18 protein-coding genes and 1 pseudogene are annotated in these 18,342 nt (G+C 43.6%); all 19 read right to left on the bottom strand.

Annotation, left to right across the window (positions count from 1 at the left end):
- Positions 1-6 precede the first annotated feature (6 nt).
- Entirely contained in the window at positions 7-675 is a 669-nt protein-coding gene (locus FJU10_RS08165; RefSeq protein WP_140965625.1) for a hypothetical protein, read from the bottom strand.
- 84 nt (positions 676-759) lie between these two features.
- Entirely contained in the window at positions 760-1,395 is a 636-nt protein-coding gene (locus FJU10_RS08160) for a hypothetical protein (protein WP_140965624.1), read from the bottom strand.
- 126 nt (positions 1,396-1,521) lie between these two features.
- Positions 1,522-3,789: an AAA family ATPase gene (locus tag FJU10_RS08155; RefSeq protein WP_140965623.1), complete on the bottom strand. Its 2,268-nt coding sequence runs from the start codon at positions 3,787-3,789 to the stop codon at positions 1,522-1,524.
- Between the two features lie 18 nt (positions 3,790-3,807).
- Positions 3,808-4,287: a DUF6530 family protein gene (locus tag FJU10_RS08150; RefSeq protein ID WP_005235941.1), complete on the bottom strand. Its 480-nt coding sequence runs from the start codon at positions 4,285-4,287 to the stop codon at positions 3,808-3,810.
- A 196-nt stretch (positions 4,288-4,483) separates the two neighbouring features.
- Positions 4,484-4,744: a TfoX/Sxy family DNA transformation protein gene (locus FJU10_RS08145; RefSeq protein WP_081118650.1), complete on the bottom strand. Its 261-nt coding sequence runs from the start codon at positions 4,742-4,744 to the stop codon at positions 4,484-4,486.
- Complete coding sequence (locus FJU10_RS08140) at positions 4,741-5,280, bottom strand: GNAT family N-acetyltransferase (protein WP_189372268.1); 540 nt, start codon at positions 5,278-5,280, stop codon at positions 4,741-4,743. The genes FJU10_RS08145 and FJU10_RS08140 overlap by 4 nt, the downstream gene beginning before the upstream one ends.
- A gap of 180 nt (positions 5,281-5,460) precedes the next feature.
- The gene (locus tag FJU10_RS08135) at positions 5,461-6,309 is read right to left on the bottom strand and encodes a DegV family protein (protein WP_077453370.1); all 849 of its coding nucleotides are present in this window, start codon (positions 6,307-6,309) and stop codon (positions 5,461-5,463) included.
- A gap of 93 nt (positions 6,310-6,402) precedes the next feature.
- A complete protein-coding gene (locus FJU10_RS08130) occupies positions 6,403-7,677 on the bottom strand; it encodes an LCP family protein (protein WP_140965622.1) in 1,275 nt (424 codons plus the stop codon).
- A 117-nt stretch (positions 7,678-7,794) separates the two neighbouring features.
- The gene (locus FJU10_RS08125; protein ID WP_140965621.1) at positions 7,795-8,265 is read right to left on the bottom strand and encodes a GNAT family N-acetyltransferase; all 471 of its coding nucleotides are present in this window, start codon (positions 8,263-8,265) and stop codon (positions 7,795-7,797) included.
- Entirely contained in the window at positions 8,240-9,121 is an 882-nt protein-coding gene (gene pheA, locus FJU10_RS08120; protein ID WP_140965620.1) for a prephenate dehydratase, read from the bottom strand. Before pheA ends, FJU10_RS08125 begins: the two co-directional genes overlap by 26 nt.
- 1 nt (position 9,122) lies before the next feature.
- Positions 9,123-9,629, bottom strand: a complete 507-nt coding sequence (locus FJU10_RS08115; RefSeq protein ID WP_086292391.1) for a shikimate kinase — start codon at positions 9,627-9,629, stop codon at positions 9,123-9,125.
- A pseudogene (aroA, locus tag FJU10_RS08110) lies at positions 9,626-10,914 on the bottom strand (3-phosphoshikimate 1-carboxyvinyltransferase). Before aroA ends, FJU10_RS08115 begins: the two are co-directional and overlap by 4 nt.
- A gap of 9 nt (positions 10,915-10,923) precedes the next feature.
- A complete protein-coding gene (locus FJU10_RS08105) occupies positions 10,924-12,009 on the bottom strand; it encodes a prephenate dehydrogenase (RefSeq protein ID WP_189372266.1) in 1,086 nt (361 codons plus the stop codon).
- A 44-nt stretch (positions 12,010-12,053) separates the two neighbouring features.
- A complete protein-coding gene (gene aroC / locus FJU10_RS08100; protein WP_016620144.1) occupies positions 12,054-13,220 on the bottom strand; it encodes a chorismate synthase in 1,167 nt (388 codons plus the stop codon).
- Between the two features lie 19 nt (positions 13,221-13,239).
- Positions 13,240-14,295: a 3-dehydroquinate synthase gene (gene aroB / locus FJU10_RS08095; RefSeq protein ID WP_140965618.1), complete on the bottom strand. Its 1,056-nt coding sequence runs from the start codon at positions 14,293-14,295 to the stop codon at positions 13,240-13,242.
- Between the two features lie 36 nt (positions 14,296-14,331).
- Positions 14,332-15,357, bottom strand: a complete 1,026-nt coding sequence (gene aroF / locus FJU10_RS08090) for a 3-deoxy-7-phosphoheptulonate synthase (protein ID WP_077453378.1) — start codon at positions 15,355-15,357, stop codon at positions 14,332-14,334.
- 32 nt (positions 15,358-15,389) lie between these two features.
- Complete coding sequence (locus tag FJU10_RS08085) at positions 15,390-16,259, bottom strand: shikimate dehydrogenase (RefSeq protein WP_140965617.1); 870 nt, start codon at positions 16,257-16,259, stop codon at positions 15,390-15,392.
- A gap of 415 nt (positions 16,260-16,674) precedes the next feature.
- Positions 16,675-17,433: an ABC transporter ATP-binding protein gene (locus FJU10_RS08080; RefSeq protein ID WP_081118659.1), complete on the bottom strand. Its 759-nt coding sequence runs from the start codon at positions 17,431-17,433 to the stop codon at positions 16,675-16,677.
- Positions 17,433-18,317 (bottom strand): ABC transporter permease, encoded by an 885-nt coding sequence (locus tag FJU10_RS08075; RefSeq protein ID WP_081118660.1) that lies wholly within the window; start codon positions 18,315-18,317, stop codon positions 17,433-17,435. Before FJU10_RS08075 ends, FJU10_RS08080 begins: the two co-directional genes overlap by 1 nt.
- Positions 18,318-18,342: the final 25 nt, after the last annotated feature.

Below are 18,342 nucleotides of genomic sequence, written 5' to 3'. Positions count from 1 at the left end.
TCCTTCTTACTCGCCTGATAAAAAACGTTTTTCCAGCGCTTCATAGGCTGCTCTCGTAGCGGCCAATTCTTCTTTCAAGGCTTCGATCGCTTGCAGCTGAGTATCTTCAATAAATCGATCATAGTAATTGACCCCACCACCGAACAAGTCATACTCAGGCTGACGTTTCCTCAATTCTTGGTACAAACGTTCTGTTGAAAATACCCGCAATCCTCGAGCAGTCTGTTTTGCTTTGCCGACTTCTCGCGCTTGTGCCGAAATCAACCGAAACAATAAGGCATTTTCTGGAACCTGCAGCTCTTGCCGTTGGGGTTTCTTTTCGACACTGAAATACCCTTTGCTGCCCGTTTCTTTTTCAAGAAACGCATGATAGACCAAGACACCAATTGTAGGAGCAATCTGATCTTTGACTTTTTCATACAATGCCTTAGGTAAGACAAAATAATTATAATTCCCAATAAAGGATAGTTTTGCTTTTGAGCGAAAATCTGCCAAACTGACTTTTAGTTCGTAGCAACGCCATTCAAAGGTGTTTTCGGCCGTCAAGCGACAACTCAAGGTATCCACGATGCCGTGATCGTCCGGCATCACTACCTCTTCTACCACAATATCACTGTTTTCACGACAATAATAATAAAGTGCCTCTTCCATTTCTAAAGTTAAGGATGTCTTCACAATTTCACGACCTTTGTCTTGTTTCACTTATTATAAAACATATGTTCGCATTTTGAAAGAGGGAAATAAAGGTAGCCTATTCCCTCACCCATTCGGGCATCCGTTAACGAGAATCTCTTCAACCGTCCTCTTTGTACCGCGGAATCGTAACACGAAAAGCAACAAGAGCACACTAAGTTGAACTAGGAATAGACGCTTAAAAGGAAGCTCAAATGTAAATCCTGCGGGAAGATGAAAGAACCCGAAAAAATCATGCAGTGCTTTTTTACAAAGCCACAACCCACTGACAAATCCTATTAAATGAATGACGGTGCTTTGTATGGTGATAAAGACAAGTTCTTCCAACGTGACCAGTAAAGGTGTTTGTCCTAATAATAAACGTATATGCAGGGATTGCTCTTCCTCACCGATCAAGTGATAATGATACATGTGGTTACACTGCCACAAAAAAGCACTGATCAAGCCCAATGTTAACATTCCTAACGCAACGCGCAACAATTGCAAGAAGAAAATCCAACTGGCATAGGTGAGATCCGTCTGGATTTCGCTGTTATTTGATTCATACTGCAACCAGTCATGAAAAAACAACAGCCAATTTTCTGCAAAGATGGTAAGAATCAGCAAGAAAACAGCCAATAAACCACTCATTAGTAAACTGCGCCTGCGAAGAGCTGCGTGCCAGCCAAACTGGTAAGGATAGAAATAACGCCATTTGTCCATAGTACTCCTCCTTTTGGCATCTATTTTACAGAATTTTCCGAATTTAGACAAACACCATCTTGTTTACATAATATAATTATAGACAAAAAAAGAATGAGGCACTCGGCCTACACTCTTTTTTGTCTATTACAAATACCTAGTCAGTAGCTGCAACAAACGCTGCGGAAATTCTGTTAGATTGGAAAGATCAATGAAGCGTTCTTCCCCATAAATCGCTTTGATCACTTCTTTGTCTTGGCCAATGGCAGCTGCCAAAAACAGCACCCCTTGTCGTTCGTAGTCAGCGATCACCTGCTGAATATCTTCTTTGGCTTTTACCCCTGTATAATCAGGAAGAGCCTTTGGCTGGCCATCACTGATATTCAAGAGTAATTTAGTAGTTGCCGGCTGATGAGCGAGCTTTTCAGCTAGTACGCGCAAGACTGCCCCATCACGGTTATTTTGCCGAGGCTTCATTGTCATGAGTTTCTCTGGCACAAATTCAAAACCTTCGTTAAATTCTTTGTAAGCAAAAAGCGAGGTCTTTTCACGAGCGGTCACATCTGCTGTATCGCCATAAATCATCAATGGCAAAGATAAACGCTCCGCGAACGCATTCACCGCTAAGACCGCCTGTTGCGCATACTGTATCCGATCATCTCTAATCATCGAACCTGATTCATCAATGCGCAAAGCGAGAGCTAAGGAAGGCTGTTCGTGAGGTGGATTCTTCTTGTCAAAGGTCCGAAAATCTTGATACGCGACCTTACTGGCATCAAAGCGTGTGCCACTGTACTTACCTTTACTGTATGCCGAAGCTTGTTCGTTTTCCAAAACTTCTTGGGTTTGCTTGATCAATGACTCTACGATCGGCAACAACGGCTGCAAACGCTGCTGGGCTTCAGCCGCTTTTTCTAAATCGACGGGTGGTCGATGAACGATCAGCCCTTCTTTGGCATGGATCGATTCTTTTAATGCTTGTCGAGCCGCCTTTGATGCCGTGGTTTTCTTTTCTTTTTCCTGGGTTTCATACGCTTCGATCGACAAAGAATGAGCAGTAGGAGCGGTCTCTTGTGTCTCACTCCCAGCTTTTGCTTGGCCATCGTGACTATTGCGTTCTAGTTCTTCTGAAAACGTCGCCTCAGTTGCTGCGTCTTTCGCTTCTTGTTTGTCAGAATCACTGGTTTCCATCGTTTCCGCCTCAGTTTCTTGATTGGGGGTCTCAAGGACTTGTTCATTTTTTAGGACGGTCGTGCCTTCTTCCACTACATTGCGCTGGTCCGCCTCTTCGCTGCTGATTCGGCGTCCTTTGATTTGTTCTTTAAAGGCATTTAACGGTTGTCCAGAAAACAAAAGCCGCAATTGCGCCAATAACCCTGAAGCTTCTAGCGCCTGTTGTAAAAGAGCAAGCTCATTTGGATCGGTGGTGATTTTGTAGAGCACTTTGCTATCAATTGCTGTAAAGGGATCTTGTCCTTGCTTGACTGCATTTAGCCAATAAAAATAGGAGCGCATGCCCGCCACCCCTTTGATGGCATTGGCTTTGGCGGTCACGTCTAGCAAGCGTATGATCTCAGCCATTTTCTCCGCAGTCGTTTTGTCCGGATAATTGGTTTTGGCAATGCCTCGCTGCACCATGACTGCCAGCTCAGGTAAATCCATTTTTTCAGCATGCTGCATCCGGTCTCGCAAGGATTCGTTCAAAGGACGGTTGCCTTGGTAATTTCGATTCGTGGTGATGACTACGACACAGTCAGGGTGCCGGCGAACAAAGCCAGTGGGAATATTCAGCATTCCATTTTGTTCAAGAGCAGAGTTTAAAGCCACTAGTACCGAAGCATCACGAATGACCGTTGGCTCTTGAATCTCAAGCAAATAACCTTTTTCCAGCGCCCGTACGATTTCTGAGGGATAAAACTTGTATTGAATCGTTGGTTGCTGATCGCTGGTTTCGATCCGCTCGATCAGTTCCGCAAATTTCGCCCGTGCCCGTTCACGAGTCAGGGAAAAATGCCGCTGGATCAACGCCAAGACATCTTCAAAACAATCACTTTGATAAATCGCATCCAGCAAGTCCTTATCTTCTTCTTGGTCGGTGTTGATCACTGGTAATAAAGCACCAAACACATCTGACTTATCCATATCGGCAAAGCAGGTGATTTTGGTGTAGGGCAGTTGCAGGTCGGCAGAAAGTGCCTTTGCCAACTGTGTTTTACCAGACCCAGCATCGCCTTCCAGCAACACATTGAAAATTTTCATTTCTGGATCCGTCCAATTCAACGCAATCTCTGATGCAATTCGTAGTTCTTCATCACTGGTCTGATGACTTTGTGGTTTTTTCCAAATCATTGTTTGTTCTAATTTACTAAAAGCGCGTCCTTCCGTTACGACAAAAGATGGTTGATGTTGTGTCATAGCAATCTGCTCCTTTTCTTAATAACCTAGCTCATCTAAAAGCCGTTTCAGGATTTTGAAGCGTTCGCCGTATAGCTCACCATCTTTTTGCAAGGAATCATAGAAAAGCAGAATGTCTTCATCGATTTTAGGATTTTCGGTGTCTACTTCGACGGTCATGCGATTTCCTTGTAGGCCAATGATTTCAATCAAAGGATTTTCAGGATCGTAAAACTTTTCATGGCGATAGGCCTCTTGAAAATACAAACTGGATTGAGCCACTAAGATCGCTAAATCCAAAATTCTCGTAAGCGGCAATTCTTCGGATTGTCGAGACCATTTTTCACCAGTATGGCGCCAGACTTTGCCGGAGATATCGACTTTCCCGCGATCATTCCATTGCGCCAATCCGAGGGAAAGGCCTTTTGCATCTGTATGTAACGCATTTTTTCCGTCAACAGTATCATAGTCTTCTACTTTAATGACAGGTTTATGCTTCAAGTTTTCTGGTATTTTCATTATTTTCACTCCTTGTTTAGTAAATTAGTAATTTACTAGATAGAGTAAGTATAATAAGGAAGCGGTTCTGGAACAAGCAAAAGGTCTTTTCTACTATACATAGACAACATAGACAGAAGTCTATAGAAAAAGCACCTTGATAAGGAGCTTCTAAAAAGAAGTCTCTTAAAAAAGTGCTTTGCTATGTCGCCTTGATTTATTCACTCAATTGATTGAAAAAAAGGCGCAATTCTTGCTTCCTCTGACTTGCGAGCTGGGCTTTGGGAATGCCTTGGATCGCCCCCTCAATGCCATAGAGCATGTGCAGGCAAGCACCTGCATCGCATTGTTGGCGGATCGTTAGAAAAACCGCTTCGGCTTTTTTGGCGCGTAATTGCTCCGGGGTATTGATACCGATCCTAACGAAATGATCCGCTAAAACCTGTCCAACATTTGGTAACTTTTGCAGTTCATTCATAGGGTATCTCCTTTTTGATTATTGTCATCCTGTGCATCTTCCTCTTGACGAATCAACGAATAGAGCTTCATATCTAACAGCTGGTGATTTTTTTGCGCATTTTTTCGTAAAATTCCTTCCAACTCAAAGCCTGCTTTTTCCAACACGCGACAAGAGGAATGATTCTTAGCAAAAGGCTCAGCAAAAATACGAACAATATTTGACGTAGTAAATATATAGTCACATAGTTGATGAACAGCTTTGGTCATCAAGCCTTTTCCCCAATATTCTTCTGCGATGTAATACCCTATCTCAGCTGTTCTAAAATGGATGTTTTCTTTGCGAAGGGCGCTAATACTCCCCACAGATCGATCATCCACAGTGATCGCAAAGGCGAATTCTGCCTTTGCGACAGATTGAATATAGGCTTGTGCATCTGCAACAGTGTAAGGAAAGGGGAGTCCATCTCGTAAATTGCCATGAATTGTCTGGTTATTTAGAGCTCGAGCCAGATTATTTGCATCACTCATCTGCCACCTTCTTAAGGAACACTTCATTTCAACGCCTCCTTTGCCAGTGCTTCATTTTGATCCTATTGTACGAGTTTGTGTGTTTTTTTACAAGCAAAATTCAAAAAAAGATTGTTGAAAAAAACCAGCTAGACAAACGTCTAACTGGTTCTTTCCTTTACTGTCTCCATAAAGATAATTGCTTTTGTAAACACAGATAAATAAAAATTATTGCGCTGATATGGCGATCCCGATGGCTTTTTCTCCTAAATGCGAGCCGATAACTGGTCCGAAGTGGCCAATCTCAATTTCTGCATTTGGGTATTTCGCTTGTAGTTTTGCTTTTTCTTCTTTGGCTACTTCTAAATTATTGGCATGAATTACATAAAATTTAACAGGCAATGCGATTTCTTGCTCCCGTTGACCAATGATATCTTCCGCACGATTGAATGCTTTTTTACTGGAACGAATGCGCTCGTAAAGCACAATTTTTCCTTGATCAAAAGTCAAAATCGGTTTGATTTTTAATAATCCGCCAATTAAGGCTGCTCCATTGGTTAAGCGACCGCCACGAACCAAGTTATTCAAGTCGTCCACGATCAGATAGGCATAGGTATTATCTCTGATAGTGTCCAGATGCGAAATGATCTCTTCTACGGTTTTGCCTTGACTTGACAGATCAAGAGCGGTTTCTACCATGTGGCCCATCGGCATACTTGTGATTTTCGAATCGTAAGGAATGATTTGAACGCCTTCGATTTCATCGGTGATTCCATAAAGCGTTCCGATAAATCCAGAAATACCGCTTGATAAGTGGATACTAATGATCGTGTCGTAACCGCGATCTTTCAATGACTCATATAAGGCTAACACTTCACCTAGTACCGGTTGAGAAGTGGTTGGGAATTCTTTGCTGTTTTTCAGCAAAGCGTAATACTCATCAGCTTCAATGTCGATGCCCTCATTATAGACTTTTCCATCTAAAATAACAGGGATCGGTATGATAAACAAATCTTCATGGTTTTTGATCCGTTCCGGCAGATAAGCTGTACTGTCAGTAACAACGGCTAATTTCATTCTTTTTCCTCGTTTCAACAAATTTCAAACGTCATTAATAATATAGCATAAATTTACTTACTTTCAAATGGTTTTCAGAACTTTTCATTCTGCTTACTCATTAAGAAAATTCCTGATTGCTTGTTGATTGGTTTCAAGGTTAACGACTAACACACTTCCGGCACTCGCACTTGAACCGTATTGCCAAGAGTCAGCGACTGGGACCGTCAGGCTGTCGATCCCCCCTGCCCCACGAGCAATCGATAAGGTATTTTTTAATAGGAAAGACATTGGCAGGTTGGTGGAAGCATAGCCTAAAACTTTTCCTGCTGCATAAGGCAATTTTAAAACAGCTAAAGGATTTTTCATTTCGCTAAAGATCGCATCCATTACTTGCTGCTGTCGTCTTACGCGACCGAAGTCACCTTCTTCGTCCATCCGAAAACGTGCGTATTGCAACAGCTCAAGCCCATTCATTTGTTGTTGCCCTTGTTTGATGGCAACTTCAAGATTTTTACTCATATCTTTTTCCGCGTTGATAGCAACGCCTGAGGGAAACAGTGTGTCGATCACTTTTTCAAAGGAACGAAAGTCAACTTTTGCATAATAATTGGTTTCTAGACCGAAGTTCTCTGCTAACGTTTGTCTGACTAAATCAGCACCACCAAAGGCGTACGCCGCATTGATCTTGTTTTCGCCATAACCAGGAATGGTCACCAAGGTATCACGCATAAAGGAAATGAGCTTCGGTTTTTTGCTAGGACCATCTAATTGCAAAACCATAATAGTGTCTGCTCGTCCAGCTTCTCCTTCACGACTATCACTACCAATGAGCAATATATTACGAGCACCATTTGCAGCTGCCGTACCATTAAAAGTCTCCTCATCAGTTGTAGCAAAAGCAGCGTCACTTCTTGCGACTTGCTGGCCGACAAGAAATGCAATCAATGAATAGGCAAAAAGCACCAATAGTACCCGGATCACAATACGCAGAACTGGGTGCTTCCGCTTTTTCTTTTGTTTGGGTGGCTTGCTCTTCTTAAGCTTTTGCGCTTTTTGTTTGCTTTGTTCCTGACTTTGATGTATCGCAGGCCCCTGAGCAGATAGCGGGGAGATTGCGCTTTTTCGTCCCTCAGATTTTTTTGATCCTACTTGTGACTGTTCTCGGAAACTTTGGGCCACACGAGGGTCGCTTGCCCTAGACTGCTGGGTGTTTTGATAAGGAATATCTCCTACTTCCTCATCAGCAGACGGAGTAGAATCGCTCGGTCTGACGCGCTGGTTTCTTCTTTTGGCTTCTCTGCGGGCAAAGATACTTTCTTTGGCTGCCTGACTGGATTCCTTTTCTAGCCGCTCATGCAGTTTTTTATTTTTTTCCATCCTGCTCATTGCTTCTGATCCTCCAACTAAAAAATAGCTCTCTGTCTATAAGGATACCCTAGACCTTATAGAAAGAAAGCTATTTTCTGAAATTTTAACCTTTTTCTAGGAAATTTCTTCAATTTTTTACCTTAGATGCTTTGATGCGCCTTGTCGTGTGCTCACAAATCCTGCTTGCTCATAAAATGATTTCACTGGATTTGCCGACCAAAAATTTAGTGAAAGATCAGCGAAGCCTTTTTCCAACGCAACTTTTTCAGCAAATGCCAACAATTGTTTTCCAATATGCATCCCTTGGTACCGAGTGTCAACGGCAATCGCCGCAATTTCCAGCCACTTTCGTTCATGCATCATCGCATTTTGTGGCAAACAGACCTCTTGAAGATGCACAAAGCCACAAGGCTGTTCCGCTAACCAAGCGATAAAAAAGTGGTGGCTTGGCTCTTGTAGCTGTTGTGTGATTGCTTGTTCAGATCTTGACTGATCAAAGGACTTAAAAATCGTTGGGTACCATTGATGGTGCTGTGCTTGGATCTCTTTATGAAACGTTGCTAAAAGCTTTTCATCTTGGCTAATTTTTATTTTGACTTGAGTCATTTTTTGTCACTTCCTCAACAACATTTACCGCATACACGCCGAGAAGATGGACGTGTCCACCCAACAACTGAATCTCTTCAAAGGCATTTAAAATCAGTTGCCACGGTTTGTCCATCACCAGATCAATGACAAAAAAGTATTCACCTAAGGTAGTTTTCGACGGACGCGATTCAATTTTGCTTAAATCAATTTCCCGCCAGCCAAAAGTTGCTAAGATTTTGTGCAAGATCCCCGGACGATTTGCTGGCAATGTCACAAAAATGGTTGCTTTTTCGGCTGTTTGTTCTGGTACTTCGGTGTTGGCTGTTTTCTTTGTCAAAACCCAAAAGCGGGTTTGATTAAAGGCAACATCTTGGATATTGGTTTCTTTGATCGTTACTTGATAAGCGAAAGCTGCTTCTTTGGAAGCAATCGCCGCAACTGCTTCTTCTGGATGTTTTGCTACGTAGGCTGCTGCAGTCGTTGTGGAAGCAACCGCCTCAACAGTAGCGCCAGCAAATCGGGCTTCGATAAAGTCGGCACATTGCGCCAATGCTTGCGGATGAGAAATTATCTTAGTGATGGGACGGTTGTCTTTTGCTGTTTGCTGAGAAACTAACAATTGATGATTGATCGGTAAAATAATTTCCTGTTCAATGCTCAACTGATTTTGACGAAACAGCGTATCAATCGTGGCATGAACAGACCCTTCTAATGCATTCTCATTGGGAACGACAGCTCGATCGATTACGCCGTTAGCTAGTGCTTGAATACAAAGTGGAATCGATCCATAGGGCATAAATGTATTTTCTGGATACGCTTCTTGCGCAGCTAAATACGTAAAAGAGCTTTCAGGTCCTAAATAACCAATCTTCATTTTAGGCACCCGCTTTAGTTAAAATTTCCTGAACGATTTCTTGAGGTGCTTTGTTTGTCGTTTCAACGATCAATGAAGCAGTTTCTTCATAAAGAGGGATCCGAGGTCGGTAAACAGCCAATATTTCTTCGGGTGTTTTCGAGACAACCAAGGGACGAATACTACCAGTATCCGCCTTTAAACGGTGGATCAGTTCCTCGGGATCTGTTTTTAAATACACGACTAAGGGCATCTCTTTTAAAAGTTGACGATTTTCTTCTTTTAATACAATGCCCCCACCTGTGGAAATAATTTGTTCCTTTGCCAAAGTTTTAGCTAAAATATCCGTTTCGATTTTGCGAAAGGCTTCCTCACCGTGTTGGTCAAAAAATTCTTGAATGGTCATGCCGATCTCAGCAACGATCAAGTCATCAAAATCCACATGGGACTGTTTCGTTTCTTCAGCCAAAAGACGACCAATCGTGGTCTTTCCGGCACCCATAAAGCCAATTAATATCATTTTTTTCACTCGCTGTCTCCTCCTTTGGCCAAACGCGCGACATCCTCAAAAAAATCAGGATAAGAAACTGCTACGGCTTCGGCTTTTTCTAATTCTACCTCTTCATCTGTCAATAAGGCGGCAATCTGCAACATCATACCGATACGATGATCTCCCCGACTTGAGACCTTTCCGCCATGCAAAGGAGTAGGTCCGTTGATGATCAAGCCGTCCTCGGTAGGAGTGATATCAGCCCCTAGTTTTCTCAGCTCTTCGGCAGTTGCATCAATTCTATTGGTTTCTTTTACTTTTAACTCCTCTGCATCTTTGATGACCGTTTTACCATGAGCTTGTGTAGCCAATAAGGCAATGATCGGTAATTCATCAATCAGACGCGGAATAATGTCGCCGGCGATGGTTACTGCCTGCAAGGTAGAACTTTGAACAGTGAGGTCAGCCGATTGATTTTGATCATCTTGATTAGAAAAAGCAATCGATGCCCCCATTTCTTCTAACACATCAAGGATCCCTGTACGTGTCGGGTTGATTCCGACATTTTCTAAAATGATCTCACTATCGGGCATAACCGTACCTGCGGTTAGGAAGAAGGCAGCGGAAGAAATATCTCCCGGAACGACTACTTCTTGGCCGTGCAGTGTTTGTGGGCCGGTTACGGTAATCGTTTTGCCTTGGGTGGTGATCACACCACCGAATTGACGGATCATTTCTTCAGTATGGTTACGGCTCGCCTCTTTTTCAATGATCGTCGAGGTACCTTGTGCTTGCAATGCCGCAAAATCAGCGCCGATTTTACTTGGGCACTTGCTACGGGCATCTGATAATTGATGGGCTGTAAAGAAGCAGTACCATTAACGGTGATCGGTGGGAATTCCGTCTGTTCATGCCCTGTAACATTTGCCCCCATTTCTCTTAATGGCAGCATCACTCGGTTCATCGGACGTTTATTCAAAGAGTTATCGCCGAATAAGGTGGTTGTGAACGGCTGCCCAGCCAAAATTCCCATCATTAAGCGAATTGTTGTACCAGAATTGCCGATATCAATTGGGTCTTGGGCAGGCTTAAGGCCATTAAAGCCCTGTCCTTCAATCGTGATCGTCTGACCGTCATCATGGATTGGAACTCCTAATGATTGAAATGCATGAAGAGTGCTATAGCAGTCTTCTCCCCGCAAGAAATTACGGACAGTCGTTGTTCCTTCGGCTAATGCCCCGAACATGATACTGCGATGTGAGATCGATTTATCGGCGGGAACAGCTATCGTCCCTCTTAAATGTGTTGCTTTTTTTAGTTTCATCGCGGCCTCCTATTTTTTTCGACATGAATAGGTCGTCTTTTTTTGAATCAGCTGCTCTGCTTGCAGCAAATCATTTTGCGTTTTGAATGAAATCTGTAAAACACCAATGATATCTTCTCGAGTTTCAAGAATTTTTAAGTTGATCAAAGAGAGCTGATGATCGCTCAATAGCCCCGTCACTTCAGCGACAACACCGGGATGATCCGGTACATCGATGAATAGATCGTAGAATGCCGGGATCGCTCCGTTTTGATGAACCGGCAATTGGTCCCGTGTTTCCTTCGCGGATTCAAAGAACCGAAAGATCGCCGTTTCGTCTTTTTCCTGCAACCAGTGAGCCATGGTCATCATTTGTTTTTGCCACTCATCGATCAGCTGCAGCAGTTCCTGTCGATTACTCAATAAGATATCGGTCCACATACGAGGGTCTGAAGAAGCAATGCGAGTGATATCGCGAAAACCGCCTGCTGCGAGTTGCTGTGCTCTAGGGTGTTCATGGTTGAAGGCAGCTGCCTGATTGACTAATCCCGAAGCAATAATATGGGGCAAATGGCTCAACATCCCCGTGATTTGATCATGTTCTTGCGGAGCAAGTGCCACATACTTGGCCCTCGTCCCTAGAAAAAGCACCTGTAATTCTTCCACCCGCTGACTTTTCGTAGGCGTAAAGATATAGTAAGCATTCTCAAAGAGGTTCTCATCGGCTGCTGTGATCCCGGATTTATGAGAACCAGCCATCGGATGGCCCCCAATAAAATCAAAGGAAAAGGACTCGGCAAATTGCGTAATTTCTGCTTTGGTACTGCCTGTATCTGTCACCAGGACTGAAGGCTTTAGTGAAAGGGTCCCAAGTTGAGCAAGATACGTTTTGGTGATCTCTACCGGCAATGCCAACAAGATCACGTCGGCACGAACAGCACCCTCAGAAAATGAAGGAGGTATTTCGTCTACTAAACTTGTTGCTAATGCGATCTCATTGGTTTTACGACAGTGATCCCACCCCATTAGATGGGTTTGGGGATGTGACTTTTTAATACATTTTGCTAAGGAAGCGCCGATCAATCCTAAACCGGCGACGAAGATATTTTGGTTCATGAAAAGAATCCTCATTTCTACTGGAATTTTTGCTGTTTCTTTAATCAGTAGGTTAACAAGTATTCCCGATACGCCTGAACAGATGCAGTCAATTCTTCGAAAGAATCACTTGGAAACTTTTCTAATAGTTCATTGGCCACCACTGTTGCCACCACACTCTCACAAACAACACTGGCTGCCGGAACCGCAGTGCTATCCGAGCGTTCCACACTAGCTTTATACGGTTCTTTGCTGTCGATATCCACACTTTGCAACGGCTTGTACAAGGTCGGGATCGGCTTCATAACCCCGCGAACCACAATTGGTTCCCCGTTCGTCATGCCGCCTTCAAACCCACCTAGGTTGTTGCTGCGACGGGTGTAGCCCCGTTGTTCGTCCCATAAAATCTCATCCATGACTTTTGAACCTGGTAAAACACCGGCCTCAAAACCAACACCGAACTCAGCCCCTTTAAAGGCATTGATACTGACCACGGCTTGGGCGATCTTCGCATCAAGTTTTTTGTCCCATTGCACGTAACTACCAAGACCAGCAGGAACCCCGCCAACAAGCACTTCCACTACGCCGCCGATCGTATCACCATTTTTCTTTGTTTGATCGATCAACTGTTTGATTTCTTCCTCGACAGATGGATCTAAGACCCTTACTTCCGAAGCTTCCGAGCGCTGTGCGATTTCTTTGACGGTCAACCCTTCAGGAATTTCTGCTTTGATGCCGCCTAACATCGTTACATGACCTGCCACATCGATGCCGAGTTCCTTCAAAATTTTCTTCGCGATTGCGCCGATGGCTACCCTCATGGTCGTTTCCCGGGCCGATGAACGTTCCAAGACGTTTCGTAGATCTTGATGATGGTATTTCATCCCGCCGACTAAGTCAGCATGACCAGGTCTTGGTCGTGCCACTCGTCGTAACTTGCGGTCTTTTTCTGGTACTTCTTCGATCGCCATGACCTTAGTCCAATTTTTCCAATCTTTGTTCTCGACCACTAAAGTCACAGGAGAGCCTAATGTTTTTCCATGACGGATACCGGAAGTGATACGGACTTGGTCTTTTTCAATCAGCATCCGTCCCCCACGGCCATAGCCGGTTTGTCGTCTCGCTAATTCAAAATTAATGTCTTCTGCCGTTAATGGCAATCCTGCCGGTAACCCTTCGATAATGGCGGTCAACTCTGGTCCATGTGATTCGCCTGCTGTAATATAACGCATGATCCGTTACCTTCCTTTCTTATAATAGGTAGTCTTTGATTTCTTCCGTGGGAATCGTCACGATTTTTGCCTGACCGATCCCTTCTAAAAGAATGATCTTTAATTGTTGTCCACGGGCTTTTTTATCATGAGTGATTGCTTGGTATAATTGCTCTTTCTCAATTTCTCTTGGTGTGGTCGGCAAATGAAATTTCTCAATCATTTTCGTTAACTGCGCGGTGGTCCCTTTGGGTGTTAGTCCAATGGCTTCAGCATGACGGGTGATCATAATCATCCCCATCGCAACGCCTTCTCCGTGACTAGTCTCAAAAGCAGCCGTTCTTTCTAATCCATGACCAATCGTATGACCGAAGTTCAAGGTTAAGCGACTGCCATGATCAAAGGGATCTTCTTCCACTACTTTTTGCTTTACTTTTAAAGAAGCTGTGATCACTTTTTCAGCATGGGCCAAAAGATCGACTTCATCTTTCAAACCTGCTAACGTTTGCCAAAGTTCAGGATCCGCAATAGCGGCTGACTTAATGATTTCAGCGATGCCTTCTTGCGCACGTTTAAGGGGCAAACTTTTAAGCAAATCCGGATCGATCATCACGCCGACTGGTTGGGCGAATGTGCCTACGAGATTCTTGGCACTACTAGTATTTACAGCTGTTTTTCCGCCGATACTTGAATCGACCTGTGCCAATAACGTCGTCGGAATCTGCAAGAAATCAATGCCTCGCATATACGTAGAAGCAACAAATCCTGCAAGATCTCCAATTACACCGCCACCAAGAGCGATGATTCCATCGCTTCTAGTCATCCCTGATTGAGCAAGACGGTCATATAAAAAAGCAGCTTGTTCAAGGGATTTACTGTTTTCGCCAGCCGGCACGGCTAACAGTGTTGCTTCAAAGCCTGCGGCAGATAATGCTTCGATGATGTGTTCGCCATACAGGGGGGCGACATTGCTGTCAGTAATGACGGCAATGCGCTGTTTGTTCCATAATTGCTGGACCCAGGTTCCGACTTCTTGAAACGCCCCACGTTTGATGAGGATGTCATAGGAATGTTCTTCTAAATGGATGTGTAGCATTGATTTTTGCACCTCTTTTATTGGTTGTCTTAGCGCTTAGTCTTGCAACGCTTTGATTTCTTTCATCGCTTTTTCCATGATATGGACTTCTTTCATCATATTCATGTATGTTTTTTCGTTTAACGATTGCGGACCATCAGACCATGCATTGGCTGGATCTGGGTGGATCTCAACGATCATGCCATCGGCGCCGGCAGCAACGCCTGCTCTTGCCATTGGTGGTACGAGATCCCAAATGCCTGTTCCATGACTAGGGTCAACGATGATCGGGAAGTGGCTCAGTTTTTTGATGATTGGTACCGCACTTAGATCAAAAGTATTACGGGTCGCTGTTTCGTAAGTTCTGATTCCGCGCTCAATGAAAATCACTTCACTTTTATCTTGGACGGCGATGTATTCCGCTGCATTCAACCATTCGTCGATCGTCCCAGAGATTCCTCGTTTAAGGCCAATTGGTTTACCAGTTTTTCCAACTGCAGCTAGCAATTTGAAGTTTTGCATGTTCCGAGCACCAATCTGCAAAATATCACTGTATTCCGCAACCATATCGATATGTCCTTCGTCCATGACTTCTGTGATGACTTTCATACCTGTTTCATCGGCTGCTTGACGAATGTATTTTAACCCTTCTTCTTCAAGTCCTTGGAATGCGTATGGTGAAGTCCGTGGTTTGAAAGCACCCCCACGTAAGATTTGTGCACCACCAGCTTTGGCAATTCGGGCACATTCACGAATTTGGTCTAAGCCTTCAATCGAACACGGACCAGCCATTGTGACAAAGTTGCCATCACCGATTTTTACGCCATCTACATCAACAACCGTATCTTGTGGATGGAATTCACGAGAGGTCAACTTGTAGGTATTTGAGATCCGAATGGCATCTTCGACACCTTCGTAGCTGCGAAAAGCGACATCTTGGATGCGGCGTGTATCTCCTTTTAAGCCGATAACAACCTGTTCTTTTCCTTGGTTGACTTGAACATCCAACCCTTCTTTTTTGATTCTTTTTACAACGACTTCAACTTGTTCTGGGGTTGCACCTGGTTTCATAATTACGATCATTTTTTCTTCCTACTTTCGTTTTTTTTATTTTTTTACATGGATTCAATGAGTGCTTTTACTTTTTCAACGGGCATCTCTTGGCCGGTCCAAAGTTTAAATGCAGCTGCACCTTGATACAGCAACATGCTTAAGCCGTTTGCAGTTTTGGCCCCGACTGCTTTCGCATCTTTCAAAAGCTGCGTTTCTCTTGGATTATAGATGACATCATAGACAGCTAATGATTCCCGCAAGAGGGTGTTGTTTTTCAGAGGACTCACTGTATCATTCGGCTTCATCCCCACGCCAGTAGCATTAACTAAAAGGCTGCTTTGATCGATGGCTGATTTTAAAGCCGTCTGATCTTCTAAATCCGCTAATGTGATTTCACAGGCGGTCTTTTCTGCGATCTGTGTCAATTTATCCTGGATGATTGGATAAAACTCATCCTTGCGGTTGAAGACATGGATCGTTTTGACACCGTCTAGTGCGGCTTGACTAATGATCGCTGTCGCTGCACCACCTGCACCGATCACGGTCATGGTGTCGCCAATGATCGACACTTGAATGTCTTCAAGTGCGCGCATAAAGCCGATGCCATCTGTATTGTGCCCAATCAATCGTCCCTCTTGATTGACGATTGTATTGATTGCGCCGATCAGCTCTGCTGCGGGTGAGCATTCATCCATCAACGGTACTGCCGCCATTTTATGGGGCATTGATAGATTGACACCTAAGAGATCCAGCTGACGGATGCTTTGAATACTGGCTGCCAAATCATCCGGCTCAACATCAAAGGCCAGATACACGGCATCGATCCCTTGTTCTTCAAAAGAAAGATTGTGCATTGCTGGAGAGATGCTGTGTTTGGCTGGTTTGGCAAACAGTGCCGCCAACCGTGTGTGACCGGTTATCATTTGTTTCATCTGGTTCATTCCTTTCAACAAAAAAAGATGTCCACCGTAAATTTAAGAATCTACAGTGAACACCTTCAAACATTACATATCGGCAAAGCCAGATATGTGAATATAAAAAATAGCCACTATAGATTTTACGATCTACGTGGCTGCGAATTCATTACGAAATGCTCTAGCCATCATAGATACAAACTTAGCGTTTGTACCCATGCTTTCATGAATACAAACCTATCTAAAATAGCTAAAGTAATATTTATTCAGTTGTGTGGGGTTCGTTAGCAATAATTTTTGCATAGTCCTTCGCTCCAAACTGATGTAAGATTGACCTAAGTATAGGTTTAACTTTGAAAGATGTCAATGATTTTTTCTTATTTTTTTCATTTATTTGATTATTTTTTTTGAAAACACCGTTCTATCAAGGGTTTTATAAGTCGTCTTCAAAGAACAGTAATAGTTCTGGTAAACTTAAGCGTGCTTTTTCATCTGCTGAAAGATCCTTGACGATTTCCCCTTTTCTAAGCAGGATCAGGCGATCTCCGTATTTTAATGCATCTTCCATCCGATGGGTGATCATGAGACAAGTTAGATTTTGTTCTTCTACCCTTTTTGCAGTGATCTGCATCAGCTGCTTGGAAGTTTTCGGATCTAAGGCAGCCGTATGTTCATCCAACAACAATAGTTTAGGGGTTTGGATCGTTGCCATCAATAAGCTTAGTGCTTGTCGCTGACCACCGGATAAACTACCCGTTGGCGTATCTAAATGATTTTCCAACCCATTGCCGATTTCTTTACAAAGGGCATAGAACGATTCTCTTTGTCCTTGCAGTTGACGAAGACCTAGTGACCGTTTTTGCCCTCTTTTTTGTGCTAACAGCAGATTTTCTGCCACTGTCATACGGGGAGCTGTCCCCATTTTCGGATCTTGGAAAACCCGTGCCAAAAAGCGCGCGCGTTTTTCTTCCGAAAGCGTGGTCACATTTTGATCATCGATCGTCACTTGGCCACTCGTTAAAGGCATGGTACCAGAGATGCAGTTGAATAACGTGCTTTTGCCGGCCCCATTTCCTCCCACAACCGTAACGAATTCACCGGGTTTTAAAGAAAGATCGATTTTGTTCAAGAGTACTTTTTTCTCATTCGGTCCGTTGCCGACAACTTTAAAGGCTTTTTTTAAGGCTAACATTATTCATCCTCCGTTTCAAAACCAGTGCGTAGATGCAGGGCTTGTTTAAATTGAGGGATCAACAAGCAGATCGTCAAGACGATGGCCGAGAAGATTTTCAAGTAAGTCGTATCAAAACCAGCTTTGATCACAAATAGGATCAATAATTGATAGATGATGCTGCCGATCACGATAGCGATCAAACGTTCTAGCAAGGTCAATTCGCCATATAACACTTCTCCAATGATGATGGATGCCAATCCAATCACGATCACACCGATTCCCTTACTGATATCGGCATAGCCGTCGTTTTGAGCGATCAATGCGCCTGAAAGTGCGATCACGCCATTAGAGACGATCAGACCGATGATTTTCATTCGATCCGTATTAATCCCCATCGACTTCGCCATATGTTCATTATCCCCTGTAGCAATATAAGCTTGACCCAAGTTGGTATGGAAAAAGTAAACCAGTACGCCACCGATCAATAAGACCATGATCAGCCCGATAATGACGGTATCATAATAATTCGGTAAGTTCATTTTAGTAAAGAAATCCTGGATCTTGGGCTGGTTTAAAAGCGACAGATTAGGAGACCGCATGACAAACAGCATCACCGAGTTCAATGAAGACATCACCAGGATACCAGCTAAAATCACGGGAATTTTGCCTTTTGTATAAAGAAGTCCGGTCACACATCCGGCACACATCCCAGCCAATACTCCTAAACAAGTCGCTAAGACGGGGGAAACCCCATGGGTGATTGCTGTCACACAGACAGCACCGCCTAGAGGAAAGGAGCCTTCCGTCGTCATATCCGGGAAATTCAAAATTCGATAGGTCATAAATATCCCTAAACCAAGGATCCCCCAAAGTAGTCCTTGCCCAATTGCTGAAACAATCATCATTTTTCCTCCATTTTCTTACATG

Origin of the sequence: Enterococcus sp. OL5, from assembly GCF_006491895.1 — a bacterium.
GTDB classification, from domain to species: Bacteria; Bacillota; Bacilli; order Lactobacillales; family Enterococcaceae; genus Enterococcus_D; species Enterococcus_D innesii.
Note: the sequence above shows the minus strand (reverse complement) of the source record. Positions and strands in the feature narration are given on the sequence as shown.

Excerpts from the sequence above, each read along its gene's own strand:
- FJU10_RS08160 (WP_140965624.1), bottom strand. The coding sequence starts at position 1,395 with ATGGACAAATGGCGTTATTTCTATCCTTACCAGTTTGGCTGGCACGCA.
- FJU10_RS08155 (WP_140965623.1), bottom strand. The coding sequence starts at position 3,789 with ATGACACAACATCAACCATCTTTTGTCGTAACGGAAGGACGCGCTTTT.
- FJU10_RS08150 (WP_005235941.1), bottom strand. The coding sequence starts at position 4,287 with ATGAAAATACCAGAAAACTTGAAGCATAAACCTGTCATTAAAGTAGAA.
- FJU10_RS08145 (WP_081118650.1), bottom strand. The coding sequence starts at position 4,744 with ATGAATGAACTGCAAAAGTTACCAAATGTTGGACAGGTTTTAGCGGAT.
- FJU10_RS08140 (WP_189372268.1), bottom strand. The coding sequence starts at position 5,280 with ATGAAGTGTTCCTTAAGAAGGTGGCAGATGAGTGATGCAAATAATCTG.
- FJU10_RS08135 (WP_077453370.1), bottom strand. The coding sequence starts at position 6,309 with ATGAAATTAGCCGTTGTTACTGACAGTACAGCTTATCTGCCGGAACGG.
- FJU10_RS08130 (WP_140965622.1), bottom strand. The coding sequence starts at position 7,677 with ATGAGCAGGATGGAAAAAAATAAAAAACTGCATGAGCGGCTAGAAAAG.
- FJU10_RS08125 (WP_140965621.1), bottom strand. The coding sequence starts at position 8,265 with ATGACTCAAGTCAAAATAAAAATTAGCCAAGATGAAAAGCTTTTAGCA.
- pheA (WP_140965620.1), bottom strand. The coding sequence starts at position 9,121 with ATGAAGATTGGTTATTTAGGACCTGAAAGCTCTTTTACGTATTTAGCT.
- FJU10_RS08105 (WP_189372266.1), bottom strand. The coding sequence starts at position 12,009 with ATGAACCAAAATATCTTCGTCGCCGGTTTAGGATTGATCGGCGCTTCC.
- aroC (WP_016620144.1), bottom strand. The coding sequence starts at position 13,220 with ATGCGTTATATTACAGCAGGCGAATCACATGGACCAGAGTTGACCGCC.
- aroB (WP_140965618.1), bottom strand. The coding sequence starts at position 14,295 with ATGCTACACATCCATTTAGAAGAACATTCCTATGACATCCTCATCAAA.
- aroF (WP_077453378.1), bottom strand. The coding sequence starts at position 15,357 with ATGATCGTAATTATGAAACCAGGTGCAACCCCAGAACAAGTTGAAGTC.
- FJU10_RS08085 (WP_140965617.1), bottom strand. The coding sequence starts at position 16,259 with ATGAAACAAATGATAACCGGTCACACACGGTTGGCGGCACTGTTTGCC.
- FJU10_RS08080 (WP_081118659.1), bottom strand. The coding sequence starts at position 17,433 with ATGTTAGCCTTAAAAAAAGCCTTTAAAGTTGTCGGCAACGGACCGAAT.
- FJU10_RS08075 (WP_081118660.1), bottom strand. The coding sequence starts at position 18,317 with ATGATTGTTTCAGCAATTGGGCAAGGACTACTTTGGGGGATCCTTGGT.